Source organism: Falsiroseomonas oryziterrae (assembly GCF_021864505.1).
Taxonomy (GTDB): domain Bacteria; phylum Pseudomonadota; class Alphaproteobacteria; order Acetobacterales; family Acetobacteraceae; genus Falsiroseomonas; species Falsiroseomonas oryziterrae.
In genome coordinates, this window is the sequence record NZ_JAKJIB010000092.1 from 1 (window position 1) to 12,593 (window position 12,593).

Genomic DNA, 12,593 nt, shown 5'->3' on the forward strand with positions numbered 1-12,593 from the left:
GAGCAGGATGGCGAGCGACTGGCCCGAGAGCGTCCAGCCGAGCGCGCGGCCGCGCTGGCGATCCACGACGCGGGCCGAGACCTCGGCCACCACGGTGGCGGAGACCGCGCCGGCGGCGAGGCCCGCGAGCGTCACCCAGGCGGCGACGGCGGCATAGCCATCCGCCAGCGCGACGCCCGCCAGCGTGGCGGCGAGCGCGGGCGGGCCGAGGATCAGGAACGGGCGTCGGCCGATCCGGTCCGACCAAGCGCCGGCGACGAGCGATCCGATGCCCCAGGCGATCGCGCTGATCGCCATCAGGTTCGCCGCGAGGGCGAGCGACGTGCCGAGGTCGCGCGCCATGTCGAGCAGGAAGGGCGCGCGGACGTTGCCGCTCGAGGAGACGGCGAAGAAGGCGAAGCAGCCGGTCGCGATCAGCGCCCAGGGGAAGGCGGGCACGACGGCCCGCCCGTGTCAGCTGCCCCCATCCACCGACAGGATCTGCCCGGTCACCCAGTCGGCGAGCGGACTCGCGAAGAACAGCACGCCATTGGCGATGTCCTGCGGCGCGCCGAGGCGACGCAGCGCGAGGCCCTCGACCAGCGCCTTCTTGCCGGCCTCGCCATAGCTCTCGAACTGCACGAGGGTGGAAGGGTTGGACAGCACGAAGCCGGGGGCGACCGAATTCACCGTGATGCCGAAGGGGCCGAGCTCGCGCGCGAGCTGCTTGGTCAGCCCGACGAGGGCGTGCTTCGCGGCGCAATAGGCCTGGATGCCGGTCTTGCTGGGCTTGAGGCCGGCGCCGCTGGTGATCGTGACGATGCGCCCGGTGCCAGCGCGCTTCATCGCGGGGGCCGCGGCCTTGGCGAGGCGGAAGGCGGCGTGGGTGTTGATGTCGAAGATCGCGTGCCAGTCCTCTTCCGGCACCTCCTCGACCGGGCGCATCACCTGGCCGCGCACGCCGCCGGCGTTGGAGACGAGCACGCCAACGGCGCCGCCGGTCGCGTCCTCGATGGACTTGATCCAGCCCTCGGCGGCGCCCTTCGCGGTCAGGTCGAAGGCAGATGTCGCGATGGAGGTTCCGGCGGCGGTCTCGGCCAGTTCCCGCTCCGACAGGTCGCAGGCGAAGACGCGCGCGCCGAGGCCCGCGAAGCTGCGCGCGATGGCCTGGCCGAAGCCATGGCCGGCGCCGGTGACGGCGACCGTCACGCCGTCGAAGCGGATGTTCATGCGAGGATCCTCGTCAGCTCGGTCAGGTTGTCGTCGGACATCGGCCGCGTGCCGCGCTCGGCCTCGTGGATCATCGCGATCAGGCGCGCGAGCGCCGGGGTCGCGATGCCATGCGCGCGGGCGATGGGCAGGACGGCGCCGATCTGCGCGTCGGCCGGCGTGGCGCGGCGGCGCACCCAGAGGTCGCGCCAGATGCCGGAATGCGTCTTGGCGTTGGGGCGGTTGAATTCGACCATCTTGGCGACCGAGGCGCGCGCGGTGTGCTCGCTCGCGCCGGGCATGAAGGCCGCCGGGTCGAAGCCGTTGAAGCCGAGCGGTGCCACGCCCTCCGCCCGCGCGGTCGCCATCACCTCGCCGCAGAGCGCGCGGATCAGCGGCAGCAGCTCGGGCCGCGCCAGCGTGTCGGCGATGCCCTTCTCCGCCAGGCCCTGCGCGTAGAGCAGCGAGGAATAGGCGAGCTTGCCCCAGAGATAGCCCCAGATGTTCGGCGTCAGCACCGCATCGGGCTCGAAGGTGTCGCGCAGCAGCGCGTGCAACGCCGTGACGCGGGGCGTCGCCGCGCCGTCGAGCTCGCCCACCACCACCGCGCCGCGGTTGCCGTAGAGGATGCGCCCCGGCCCGAGCCAGTCGGCGCCGAAATTGACGAAGGCCCCCATGGTGCGATCGGCGCCGCAGACCGCGGCGATGGTGCGCTCGCAGAGGCCGTTCTGCAGCGAGAGGACATAGCCGTCCGGGGCGAGGTGGGGCAGCAGCTGGCGGCAGGCGGCCTCGGTGTCGTGCGTCTTCACGCAGAGGAAGACGCGGCGGAACACGACCTGCAGCGTCGCCGGCGTGTGGGCCGGCGCGGTGACCGTGAAGGACGCGACCGGGCCTTCCAGCGCGAGGCCGCGCGACGGGTCGCGGATGGCGGCGACGTGATCCTCGACGATGTCCACGAACACCACGGCGTGGCGGGCGCGGACCAGATGCGCGCCGATGGTACCGCCGATCGCGCCGGCGCCCCAGATCAGGATCGGGCCGCGATCCAGGGCGGCGCGCGCCTCGGCCTGCTCGGCGTCCTTGGCCACCTCGGCGCAACTCCCTCATGCGCCGGCGGCGCTTGCGCGGCCGGCCGGCGGCGGATCAACTGCACCCACGCTAGCCGGGACCCAGCCGACGTCAATGCGCCGCACATGAAGGACGACAATCTGCGCGGCGCTGCGCTGATGTCGGCGGCGGCGGTGATCTTCGCGGCCGAGGCGCTGGCGATCCGCTGGATGACGGCGCGCGGCATCCCGACGGAGATGCAGATCGCGGCGCGGGCCGGCGGGCAGCTGCTCTGGACGCTGCCGGCGATCCTGGCGACCGGGGCGATCGTGTTCCGCACGCAGCGGGCCGGGCTGCATGTGCTGCGCGGCGTCGCGTCCCTGCTGACCTGGGGCGGCTACTACGCGTCCTTCGCGCGGCTGGATGCGGCGACGGCGACGGTGCTGTCCTTCACCAACGTCGTCTTCACCACGCTGATGGCCGGGCCCGTGCTGGGCGAGCGGGTGGATCGCTGGCGCTGGGCGGGCGCGCTGGCGGGACTCGTCGGGATCGCGGTGATGCTGCGGCCGGGCGGCGGGGTGGACGTGCTCGGCGCGGCACTGGCGATCGGCGCGGCGATCGCCTGGTGCGGCATCACGCTGACCTCTCGGCGGCTGACGCGGACCGAGAGCACGGCGACGATCCTCGCCTGGGTGGGCCTGATCACCTTCGCCGGCAGCGCGCCCTTCGCGGTGCTGGCCTGGCAGTCGCTGTCGCTGGCCGACTGGGCGATCCTGCTCGCGGTCGCGAGCGTCTCGCCCGCCATCATCTGGCTGGTGACGGAGGCGCTGCGGGCCGGCGAGGCCTCCGCCATCGCGCCCTTCCAGTATCTGCGCCTCGTCTTCGTCGCCGCGGCCGCCTGGCTGTTCTGGGGCGAGGCGCCGGATGCCTGGGGCTGGCTGGGGGCGGCGATCATCGTCGGCGGCGCGATCGTCGTGACGGTGGCGGAGGCGCGCCGGCGATGAGCCCGATGGCGAAGGCCGGGCTGCTCGCGGTCGGCTCGGCCTTCCTCTTCACCCTCGAGACGGTGGTGGTGAAGGCGATCGAGGGCGTGCCGCTGGCGACCATCGTGCTGGCGCGCTCCCTCGGTCAGCTGGCCTGGACGCTGCCGGCCTTCCTGCGGGATCCGGCGGGGCTGGTGCAGACGGGCCAGCTGAAGCTGAACCTGTTCCGCGGGCTGCTGTCGGGCGTGTCGTGGTACATGTACTTCCTCGCCTTCACGACGCTGCCGCTGGCCGCGGCGACGGTGCTGTCCTTCACCTCCGTCCTGTTCGTCACCGCGCTGGCCGGGCCGGTGCTGGGCGAGCGGGTGCGCTGGCGGCGCTGGAGCGCGACGCTGGTCGGCTTCCTCGGCGTGCTGGCGATCGTCCGGCCCGGCGCGGTGGAGATCGGCTGGCCGGTCGTCGCCGCGATCGGCGCGGCCTTCCTCGGCGCCGGGATCGTGCTGACCACGAAGATGCTGGCGCGCAGCGAGCGGACTGGCACGATCATGTTCTACATCGGAGTCATGACGACGGCGCTGTCGCTGCCCTTCGCCATTCCTGTGCTGGCCTGGCCTGGCTGGTGGAATGCGGCGCTGCTGCTGGGCACGGCGATGTGCGGGCCGTTCGCGATGCATCTCTGGATCAATGCGCTGCGGCTGGCGGATGCGTCCGTCGTCGCGCCGATCTCCTATGTCCGGCTGGTCTTCGCGGCGGGCTTCGGCATCGCGCTGTTCGGCGAGGTGCCGGATGCGTGGCTCTGGCTCGGGGCGGCGCTGATCGTCGGCAGCGCGCTCTACATCACGCAGCGCGAGGCGAAGGTGGCGCAGCGGAAGGCGGCGCCGCTGGCCCCTGCCCCCTTGGTGCCTCAGCCCGTGAAGCCGGATGCGGCGATCGCGGCGTCGAGCGGCGACGTGCCGAAGCCGAAGTCGCGATAGCCGTGGCGCAGGCGATCCACGTATTCGGCAGAAGGCGGGCCGGGGCGATGGCGGATCTCGTGGTAGATCCAGGCCTCGCCGCCGCCGGGCAGCGCGATGCGGCGGCGGGCGTAGGTGTGGCGGCCTTCGATGTCGTCGAGCGTGTCGAGATGCGCGGGTGTCACGCGCCAGAGGCCGATCGGCACGGCGGCATCGGCCTCGGCCTCGGCCTCGACCAGGGCGAATTTGCGCAGCACCAGGCGCCAGCCGGGCAGCGTCAGCGCGCCGGCGACCTCGGCGCCCGGGCAGCGCGCGCGCATCTGCGCGTGCCAGAGATTGCTGCCATAGGCGGCGTAGGGAAGCGGGTCGAACATCGCGCGCGAGGCTGGCGCGCGGCGCGCGGCGCGGCAAGGCGGGGCGCATGATCCTCGCGCTGCAGGCGGCGCCGCTGCTGCTGCTTGTCGGGCTGCTGGTCTCGGGGCGCGCGGGGCCGGTGCCGGCGGTGCTCGCCGCGCTCGTCATGGCGGTGCCGGCGGTGCTCCTGACGCTGCCGGCGGGTAGCACGCCCCTGCCCTTCCTGGCGGAGGAGACGGCGCGCGGCGCCTTCCTCGCGCTGAAGCCGATCGGCGTGGTGACGGGCGGGCTGCTGTTCCATGCGGCGGTGACTCGGGAGATCGGCGCCACGGCACGGCCGCCAGATGCACGGCGGATCTTCGTCGCCACCCTCCTGGCCGGTGGGTTCCTCGAAAGCGTGACGGGCTTCGGCGTCGGCGCGGTCTTCGCGCTCTCGGCGCTGCGCGCCATGGGCATCCGCGGCGCGCCCGCGGGCGCGATGGCGCTGCTGTCGCTCACGCTGGTGCCCTGGGGCGGGCTCGGGCCGGGAACGGCCCTCGGCGCGGCGCTGATCGGGGTGCCGGCGCAGGACATCGCGGCGGCGACGGCCTGGCCCAACGCCGCCTGGCTGCTCTGCCTCGGCCCGGTGCTGTGGCGGCTCTGCGCGGCGGCGGGCATGCATGTGCCGGCGCGGGAGCGCGCGGTGCAGATGGCGGTGCTGGCGGTGGTCGGCGCGCTGCTGATCGGCAGCCACGCCGTGTTCCCCTTCGAGGCGGCGGGGATCGTCGCGACGGGCCTGCCGCTGCTGGTGCTGCTCTGGCGGCTCGACACGCCGCGCGATGCGGCGGAGTGGCGGCGGGCGGCGCGACTGCTCGCGCCCTATGCGGGGCTGACGGCGGCGCTGCTGCTGGCGCGCGCCGTCCCGGGCGCGCCGGAATGGCGGCCCTTCGCCGACCTGCCCGGCTTCCCGCTCACCCATGTCGCCGTCGTGCTCTGGATCTTCGCCGGCGGCCTGCTGCTGCTCCGCGCGGATGGCGGCGGGGCGGCGCGGTCGGCGCTGGCGCGGGCGAAGCGGCCCGTCGTCGTCATGCTGCTCTATGTCGTGCTGGCGCGTTGGCTGGCCGGGTCCGGCATCGCCGCGGCGCTGGCGGGCGCGACGGCAGAGGGGCTCGGGCCGCTCGCGCCCTATGCGGTGCCGGTGCTGGGACTGGCGTCGGGCATCGTGACGGGCAGCAATGTCGGCTCCAACGCCGCGCTGATGCCCGTGCAGGCGGCGCTCGGCCAGGCGGCGGGGATTCCGGGCATCCTGGCGCCGGCGCTGCACAACTTCGCGGGCGCCGCGGGGTCGGGGATGTCCTTCGCGGTGACGGCGATGATCTGCGGGCTGCTCGGCGACGGCACGCGGCAGGGGCAGCTGTGGCGGCTGTTGGCGCCGTCGCTGGCCGCGGTGCTTCTGATCGGCTGGATCGGCGTGGCGTGGCTGGGATGAGGCGTCCCGTGGCCGCCAGGGCCGCGTGGCCGGCCGCCGTCCACTCGACCGCCAGGTCGCCCGTTGCGGAGGCTGGGCGATCGCGGGCTGACGGCGCCCATGTCGGCATGGACGCCTGTGTCGGCATTGACACGGTCCGGAAAGGTCACGGTGCGGCGAGACGCGGCTAGCCTCGGTGCCGCAGGGCGGGACGGCTGGTCGCGCCGCATGGGAGTGCCCGATGGATCAGCTGCTCGCGCAGGCGCCGCAATTCGCGGAGATCCTGTGGCTCAACATTGTTCTCTCGGGCGACAATGCCGTGGTGATCGGCCTTGCCGCCGCCGGGCTTCCGGTTGCGCTTCGGGCGCGGGCCGTCCTGTTCGGCATCGTCGCCGCGGCCGTGCTGCGCATCGTCTTCTCGGTCTTCGCAAGCGCGCTGCTCAGCCTGTGGTGGGTGGACATCGCGGGTGGCCTGGCGCTGCTCTACATCGCGTGGAGCTTCTGGAAGGAGCTTCGTCACGGCGGCGAGGACTCAGACGCGCACGGCGAGGCGGGATCCGAGAAGACGCTGATGCAGGCGCTCTGGCAGATCGTCGTGGCCGACGTCTCGATGAGCCTCGACAACGTGCTCGCCGTGGCGGCGGTGGCGCGCAACAACCTGACCATGCTGGTCACGGGGCTGGCCTTCTCAATCCTGCTGATGGGCCTGCTGGGCGGGGCGCTGGCGCGGCTTCTCGACCGCTACCGGGTCATCGCCTATGTCGGGCTGGCGCTGATCGCCTATGTGGGCGTCGAGTTGCTGTGGGAGGGTGCGGCGGCGGCGAACGAGGCGCTCGCGCTCGGCCTTCCCCTGGTGCCTCATGGCGGGCATTGAGCCGACCTGACCCGACAACGGGCGGGATTGAAGGATTGCGCAGGGTTAACCTATACCCGGAGGCAAGGGGCGCGCCGCGCCCTGCCCAAGGGGGAGAACGCGATCCATGAACCTGACCCGCCGCATGGCGCTTGCCGCCGCGCTGACGCTGCCGCTGGGGGCCGCCCCGGCGCTCGCCCAGACGCAGGTGACCTTCCAGCACCCGATCGGCATCAACAGCCACTACGGGGCCGGCACGACGGCGTTCAAGGAAACCTTCGAGCGGATGACCAACAACCGCTTCCGCGTCGTCTACCAGCGCAACGACAACGAGCGCGAGACGATCGAGGCGGTGCAGATCGGCACCATCGAATGCACGATCACCTCGACCGGCCCGGTCGGCAACTTCGTGCCGGAGACGCGCAACCTCGACGTGCCCTTCCTGTTCCGCGACACCGCCCATGCCCGCGGCGTGCTGGACAGCCAGATCGGCCAGGACCTGCTCGGCCGCTTCCCGGCGCGCGGCATCTTCGCGGTGGCGTGGCTCGAGAACGGCTTCCGGCACATGACCAACAGCCGGCGCGAGGTGAACACGCCGGCCGATGTGCGCGGCCTGAAGGTCCGCACCATGGAGAACCCGGTGCACATGCGCGCCTTCCAGACGCTCGGCGCGCTGCCGACGCCGATGGCGTTCAGCGAGCTGGTGCCGGCGCTGCAGCAGGGCACGGTGGACGGGCAGGAGAACCCGATCCCGGTGATCCTGAACAACAACCTGAACCAGGTGCAGCGCTTCCTGACGCTGACCGGCCACGTCTATTCGCCGGCGCTGCTGCTCTGCAATCCGGGCTTCGTGAACCGGCTGAACGCGGCCGACCGCGCGGCGCTGATGCAGGCCGGGCGTGACGCCGCGGCGGCCAACCGCGCGCGCGTCACCTCCGACGAGCAGACCGGCGTTGATGAGCTCCGCCGCCGCGGCATGACGGTGGTGACGCAGGTCGACAGCGCCGCCTTCCAGCAGGCGCTGGCCGCGGGTTCCGCGCAGATCGAGCAGGGCCTGGACAGCGCGCTGATCCGCCGCATCCGGGAATGGCGCCCGGGCTCGTAAGCCCGGACGGCACGGGCTGAACCGGGCGCGGGGGGTCTGCCCCCCGCGCCCTTCTCTTTGGTCGCGCGCTTCGGCGGGAGAGACGATGAACGCGATGAACGTCATGCCGCTGCAGGTGACCGTCGCCGCGACCGTGGTCGCGGTCGGCATCGCGCTCTGGGCGGGCAGCGGGGATCGGCACGGCGGCGGGCCGCGCGCGGCCTTGCGGCGGGCGATCCTGACGATCGACCGCGTCTCGACGGAGATCGCGGCGATCCTCGCCTGCGCGGCGCTGAGCGTCGCGGTCGCGGCCGGCGCCTGGCAGGTCTTCTCCCGCTTCGCCACCAACACGCCCTCCCCCTGGTCCGAGGCGCTGGTCAGGGTCGCGCTGATCTGGATGTGCTACCTGGGCGTCGCGGTCGCGCTGCGGGCGGGCGCGCTCGTCTCGATCGACGTCGCGCACCGCTACGCGCGCGGCGCCATCCGGCGCACGGTGGAGGCGACGACGCTGGCCTTCGTGCTGTCCTTCATGGGCGTGATGTTCTGGTTCGGCTGGTCGATGACGGAGCGCGTGCAGTTCCAGACCATCGCCGGCCTCGAATTCTCCATGGCCTACGCGTATGCGGCGATCCCGCTCGGCGCGCTGTTCGCGATGGTGGGCGCCACCGCGCATTTCCTGGACCGCCGCGCCGAAGAACTGGAGAACGCGGTATGAGCAGGCCGAGCAACCAGGGCTTGCGGATCGCGCCTTGCGCGATCCGAGGCAGCGAATGCGGCCCGCGCCCAGACCGACAGAGCCATCACGCACAGCAGCGCGTGGCGCGCAGCCAAGGCCGCGCATGCGGTCGCCCGGCGCTTGAGGGCATCGCGCAATGAGCGGCGCGATGCTCACGGTGATGCTGGTCCTCTTCGCGGCCAGCATCCCGGTCGCGGTGGCGATCGGCATCGCCGCGGTGGTCGGCATCGCCGGCTACACCAACTTCCCGCTGATCGTCGCCGCGCAGCAGCTCTTCGTCGGCATCGACCGCTTCCCGCTGGCGGCGATCCCCTTCTTCATCCTGGCCGGCAACCTGATGGAGGTGGGCGGCATCTCGCGCCGGCTGGTGGACTTCGCCAAGTCGATCGTCGGGCGCATCCAGGGCGGGCTGCCTGCCACCTGCGTGCTGACCTGCATGATCTTCGCCGCCATCTCCGGCTCCTCCGTCGCCACCACCTTCGCGATCGGCGCGATCATGATCCCGGCGCTGGTGCGCGCGGGCTATCCGGTGGCCTTCGCGGCCGCGCTACAGGCCACCGCGGCGGAGCTCGGCGTCGTCATCCCGCCCTCCATCCCGATGATCCTCTACGGCGTCAGCACGCAGACGAGCATCCCGGAGATGTTCATCGCCGGCTTCGGGCCGGGCGTGCTGATCGCCATTGCGCTGGTCGGCACGGTGCTGGTCTGGTGCCGCATCAAGGGCTGGGGCAAGCGCGACGGGGAGGGCCGCCTGCCCTTCCTGACCGCGACGCGGCAGGCCGGCTGGGCGCTCTTCATGCCGGTCGTCGTGCTGGGCGGCATCTATGGCGGCATCACCACGCCGACCGAGGCGTCCGTCGTCGCGGTGATCTACGCGCTGATCGTGGGCCTCTTCATCCATCGCGAGATCGGGCTGCGGGACCTCTATCCCATCTTCCGCAAGTCGGTGATCAGCTCCGCGGTCATCATGTTCATCATCGCCTGCGCGGCGCTGTTCTCCTGGCTGCTGAACCGCCAGGGCGTGCCGGACATGGCAGCCGCCTGGCTGGTGGAGACCTTCGACAGCGCAAGCTGGTACCTGCTGGCGGTGAACCTCTTCCTCTTCGTGGTCGGCATGTTCGTCGAGACCTCGGCCTCGATCATCGTCCTCGCGCCGATCCTGGCCGAGGCGGCGTCGCGCCTCGGCGTCGACAGCGTGCATTTCGGCACGGTGATGGTGGTGAACCTGGCCATGGGGATGATCACGCCGCCCTTCGGCGTGAACCTCTTCGCCGCGGCGCAGGTGGCGGGCACCAGCATCGACAGGATGATGCGCTACCTGCCGGTCTTCATCGGCGTGATCTTCGCCTGCCTGATGGTGATCACCTACGTGCCCTGGATCTCGCTCGCACTGCCGACGCTGGTCTTCCGGTGACACCTCCGGCGCTTGTCGCGAAGCCGCCCCGGCCCGCCCCCGCGCTGGGCGGGCCGGAGGCGCTGAAGCACCTGCGCCGCGATCCGGTGCTGAAGTCCTTGATCCGCCAGGTCGGGCCCTGCACGCTACGGCCCGTGAGGCGCGAGCCCTACGAGGCGCTGGTGCGCGCCATCGCACACCAGCAGGTGCATGGCCGCGCGGCGGAGGCGATCCTCGGCCGCTTCATCGCGCTCTATCCCGGCCACGACTTTCCGCCCGCGCCGGCGGTGCTGGAGACGCCGGCCGAGGCGATGCGCGGCTGCGGCCTGTCGGGATCGAAGGTCGCGGCGATCCGCGACATCGCGGAGAAGGCGGTCGGCGGCCTCGTGCCGACGCGCAAGGCGGCGGCGCGCATGGCGGACGAGGCGCTGATCGAGCGTCTCGTTCAGATCCGCGGCGTCGGGCGCTGGACGGTGGAGATGCTGCTGATCTTCACCCTGGGGCGCGAGGACGTGCTGCCGGTGGACGATTTCGGGGTGCGCGAGGGCTGGCGGGTGGCGACCCGGGCGGATGCACAGTTGAAGCCGAAGGAGCTTGCCGCGCTCGGGGAGCCCTGGGCGCCCTATCGCTCCATCGCGGCGTGGTATCTCTGGCGCGCGGCGGACGCGGCCAAGGCGAGCAAGTTCAAGCCGCAATAGGGTCGTGCAGCGGGGCGGCGCTGATCCTTGCCCCCGACCCCTACAAGCCTGCTCGTTGTCGGCTGAAGCCGACCGCTCCGGCGCCGACGCGATGCGTCGCCCCCCCGCAAGCGGGAGAAGGAGTAGATGTCGCGAATGAACCCGACGCTCCATCCGCGGCTGCTCAACGGCATCGCGGGCGATCCGGCCGTCTTCGTCGAGGCGATGCATGCGCCGGGCGCGGTGCTGTTCGACTGCGGCGATCTCTCGGCACTTTCGACCGGGCATCTGCTACGCGTCGACCTGCTCTGCGTGAGCCACGCGCATATGGACCACTGGTCCGACTTCGACCGGCTGCTGCGCCCGCTGATCGGGCGCGCGAAGCGGCTGCAGGTCGTCGGGCCGCCGGGCTTCGCCGCGCTGCTGGAACGGCGCCTCCGCAGCTACACCTGGAACCTGGTGGACCGCATCGCGCCGGAGCTCGCGATCGAGGCGACGGAGGTACACCCCGACCGGCTGCACCGCGTATGCTTCCGGCTGCAGTCGGGCTTCGCGCCGGAGGATGCGCGGGACGCGCCGCGAGACGGGCCAAGGGATGGAGCCGTGCTCGAGATCGGTGCGCTCCGGCTGCATGCGGCGCTGCTCGATCATCACACCCCCTCGCTCGGCTTCGCGCTGGAGGAGGCGATGCATCTGAACATCCGGCGCGGCGGGCCGGAGGCACGCGGCCTGCCCCTCGGCCCGTGGCTCGCCGGGCTGAAGGCGGCTGTCGCGCTGGGACTGCCGGACGATCACGCGATCCCGGTCTTCGCGCGGACGGGCGAGGCTGCCGGGGCGCCGCGCCTGCCGCTCGGCGCGCTGCGCGACCTGGTCGGCGTCACGCCGGGCCAGCGCATCGCCTATCTGACGGATTTCGGCGACACGCCGCCGAACCGTGCCGCCGCCATCGCGTTGGCGCGCGACGCGGACACGCTGTTCATCGAGGCGCCCTTCCTTTCCGCCGATGCCGCCATCGCGGCGGATCGGATGCACCTCACGACGCGGGCGGCGGGCAGCATCGCGCGCGAGGCCGGCGTCCGGCGCCTGGCGCCCTTCCACCTCTCGCCCCGCTATGCGGGGCAGGAGGCAGCGTGGACCGCGGAGATCGAGGCGGCCTTCGGCCGTCCGCTCTCGCCCTGACGGTAACGCGGAGGACCGGATCATGCGCGTGATGGTGTTGGTGAAGGCGACGGAGGATAGCGAGGCCGGCGTGATGCCCTCCGCCGGGCTGATCGAGGCGATGGGGCGCTTCAACGAGGAGCTGGCGCATGCCGGCGTGCTGCTGTCGGGCGACGGGCTGAGGCCATCGCGGGAGGGCAAGCGCATCGCCTTCGACGGCGCGGCGCGGACGGTGATCGACGGCCCCTTCTCCGCCACGCGCGAGCTCGTCGCCGGCTATTGGATCTGGGAGGTCCGCGACATGGCGGACGCCGTCGCATGGGCGAAGCGCTGTCCGAACCCCATGCCGGGGCCGAGCGAGATCGAGATCCGGCCCTTCTACACGATGGAGGATTTCGGCGAGGCGCTGACGCCGGAGGCCCGCGCGCCGCATGAGCGCGCGGCCAGGGGCGTGGCGAAGCGCGGCTGACGCGACTACCGCAGCAGCGTCCCGATCAGCGCGGGGATCCGCTCGCGGAAGGAGAAGAAGCCCTTGGTCGCATGCGGCCAGCAGGCGCTGTCCCAGTCGCGGCGCAGCCGGATGAGGGGCACGCCGAGCCCATCGAGCGCCGCCGCCGTCCAGCCGGTCGGCGCCCAGGGCGTGACGATCCGCACGCGCTGCGTGGCGGCCCAGGCCGCGACCGCCGCCGGCGCCAGGGACACGGACGGTGCGCCGAAGGC

General features: G+C 72.5%; 14 protein-coding genes and 1 pseudogene. 10 read left to right on the forward strand and 5 right to left on the reverse strand.

Annotated features, from left to right (window positions below; all coding sequences use genetic code 11):
- The 3 genes from L2I40_RS09885 to L2I40_RS09895 all read right to left on the reverse strand — a co-directional run.
- Window positions 1-438, reverse strand: a 438-nt coding sequence (locus L2I40_RS09885; RefSeq protein ID WP_237214736.1) for an MFS transporter, incomplete at its 3' end; no start/stop codon positions are given.
- A gap of 15 nt (window positions 439-453) precedes the next feature.
- A complete protein-coding gene (locus tag L2I40_RS09890; RefSeq protein WP_237214737.1) occupies window positions 454-1,209 on the reverse strand; it encodes an SDR family NAD(P)-dependent oxidoreductase in 756 nt (251 codons plus the stop codon).
- Window positions 1,206-2,276 (reverse strand): ketopantoate reductase family protein, encoded by a 1,071-nt coding sequence (locus L2I40_RS09895; RefSeq protein ID WP_237214738.1) that lies wholly within the window; start codon window positions 2,274-2,276, stop codon window positions 1,206-1,208. Before L2I40_RS09895 ends, L2I40_RS09890 begins: the two co-directional genes overlap by 4 nt.
- Window positions 2,277-2,381: 105 nt before the next feature.
- Here L2I40_RS09895 and L2I40_RS09900 point away from each other — a divergent pair, with 105 nt between their 5' ends.
- Window positions 2,382-3,239, forward strand: coding sequence for a DMT family transporter (locus L2I40_RS09900; RefSeq protein ID WP_237214739.1), 858 nt, complete (start codon window positions 2,382-2,384; stop codon window positions 3,237-3,239).
- Window positions 3,236-4,192 (forward strand): DMT family transporter, encoded by a 957-nt coding sequence (locus L2I40_RS09905; protein ID WP_237214740.1) that lies wholly within the window; start codon window positions 3,236-3,238, stop codon window positions 4,190-4,192. The genes L2I40_RS09900 and L2I40_RS09905 overlap by 4 nt, the downstream gene beginning before the upstream one ends.
- Here L2I40_RS09905 and L2I40_RS09910 read toward each other — a convergent pair.
- Window positions 4,123-4,545, reverse strand: coding sequence for a gamma-glutamylcyclotransferase family protein (locus L2I40_RS09910; RefSeq protein WP_237214741.1), 423 nt, complete (start codon window positions 4,543-4,545; stop codon window positions 4,123-4,125). The two genes, L2I40_RS09905 and L2I40_RS09910, sit on opposite strands and share 70 nt — an antisense overlap.
- Before the next feature lie 47 nt (window positions 4,546-4,592).
- On the opposite strand from L2I40_RS09910, the gene L2I40_RS09915 reads away from it, so the two are divergent.
- The 8 genes from L2I40_RS09915 (at window position 4,593) to L2I40_RS09950 (ending at window position 12,342) form a co-directional block, all read left to right on the forward strand.
- Window positions 4,593-5,993, forward strand: coding sequence for an L-lactate permease (locus L2I40_RS09915; RefSeq protein WP_237214742.1), 1,401 nt, complete (start codon window positions 4,593-4,595; stop codon window positions 5,991-5,993).
- Window positions 5,994-6,213: 220 nt separating this feature from the next.
- Complete coding sequence (locus L2I40_RS09920; RefSeq protein WP_237214743.1) at window positions 6,214-6,846, forward strand: YjbE family putative metal transport protein; 633 nt, start codon at window positions 6,214-6,216, stop codon at window positions 6,844-6,846.
- Between the two features lie 106 nt (window positions 6,847-6,952).
- Entirely contained in the window at window positions 6,953-7,930 is a 978-nt protein-coding gene (locus tag L2I40_RS09925; RefSeq protein WP_237214744.1) for a DctP family TRAP transporter solute-binding subunit, read from the forward strand.
- Between the two features lie 85 nt (window positions 7,931-8,015).
- Window positions 8,016-8,624, forward strand: coding sequence for a TRAP transporter small permease (locus L2I40_RS09930; protein WP_237214745.1), 609 nt, complete (start codon window positions 8,016-8,018; stop codon window positions 8,622-8,624).
- A gap of 157 nt (window positions 8,625-8,781) precedes the next feature.
- Entirely contained in the window at window positions 8,782-10,059 is a 1,278-nt protein-coding gene (locus L2I40_RS09935; protein ID WP_237214747.1) for a TRAP transporter large permease, read from the forward strand.
- 44 nt (window positions 10,060-10,103) lie between these two features.
- Window positions 10,104-10,736, forward strand: coding sequence for a DNA-3-methyladenine glycosylase family protein (locus tag L2I40_RS09940; protein ID WP_237214750.1), 633 nt, complete (start codon window positions 10,104-10,106; stop codon window positions 10,734-10,736).
- A 135-nt stretch (window positions 10,737-10,871) separates the two neighbouring features.
- Window positions 10,872-11,894 (forward strand): MBL fold metallo-hydrolase, encoded by a 1,023-nt coding sequence (locus tag L2I40_RS09945; RefSeq protein WP_237214748.1) that lies wholly within the window; start codon window positions 10,872-10,874, stop codon window positions 11,892-11,894.
- Window positions 11,895-11,916: 22 nt separating this feature from the next.
- Window positions 11,917-12,342, forward strand: a complete 426-nt coding sequence (locus L2I40_RS09950) for a YciI family protein (RefSeq protein WP_237214749.1) — start codon at window positions 11,917-11,919, stop codon at window positions 12,340-12,342.
- A gap of 5 nt (window positions 12,343-12,347) precedes the next feature.
- Here L2I40_RS09950 and L2I40_RS09955 read toward each other — a convergent pair.
- Window positions 12,348-12,593: pseudogene (locus tag L2I40_RS09955) on the reverse strand (hypothetical protein); the annotation flags it as partial.

Excerpts from the sequence above, each read along its gene's own strand:
- L2I40_RS09950 (WP_237214749.1), top strand. The coding sequence starts at position 11,917 with ATGCGCGTGATGGTGTTGGTGAAGGCGACGGAGGATAGCGAGGCCGGC.
- L2I40_RS09935 (WP_237214747.1), top strand. The coding sequence starts at position 8,782 with ATGAGCGGCGCGATGCTCACGGTGATGCTGGTCCTCTTCGCGGCCAGC.
- L2I40_RS09905 (WP_237214740.1), top strand. The coding sequence starts at position 3,236 with ATGAGCCCGATGGCGAAGGCCGGGCTGCTCGCGGTCGGCTCGGCCTTC.
- L2I40_RS09890 (WP_237214737.1), bottom strand. The coding sequence starts at position 1,209 with ATGAACATCCGCTTCGACGGCGTGACGGTCGCCGTCACCGGCGCCGGC.
- L2I40_RS09915 (WP_237214742.1), top strand. The coding sequence starts at position 4,593 with ATGATCCTCGCGCTGCAGGCGGCGCCGCTGCTGCTGCTTGTCGGGCTG.
- L2I40_RS09900 (WP_237214739.1), top strand. The coding sequence starts at position 2,382 with ATGAAGGACGACAATCTGCGCGGCGCTGCGCTGATGTCGGCGGCGGCG.
- L2I40_RS09920 (WP_237214743.1), top strand. The coding sequence starts at position 6,214 with ATGGATCAGCTGCTCGCGCAGGCGCCGCAATTCGCGGAGATCCTGTGG.
- L2I40_RS09925 (WP_237214744.1), top strand. The coding sequence starts at position 6,953 with ATGAACCTGACCCGCCGCATGGCGCTTGCCGCCGCGCTGACGCTGCCG.
- L2I40_RS09945 (WP_237214748.1), top strand. The coding sequence starts at position 10,872 with ATGAACCCGACGCTCCATCCGCGGCTGCTCAACGGCATCGCGGGCGAT.
- L2I40_RS09910 (WP_237214741.1), bottom strand. The coding sequence starts at position 4,545 with ATGTTCGACCCGCTTCCCTACGCCGCCTATGGCAGCAATCTCTGGCAC.
- L2I40_RS09930 (WP_237214745.1), top strand. The coding sequence starts at position 8,016 with ATGAACGCGATGAACGTCATGCCGCTGCAGGTGACCGTCGCCGCGACC.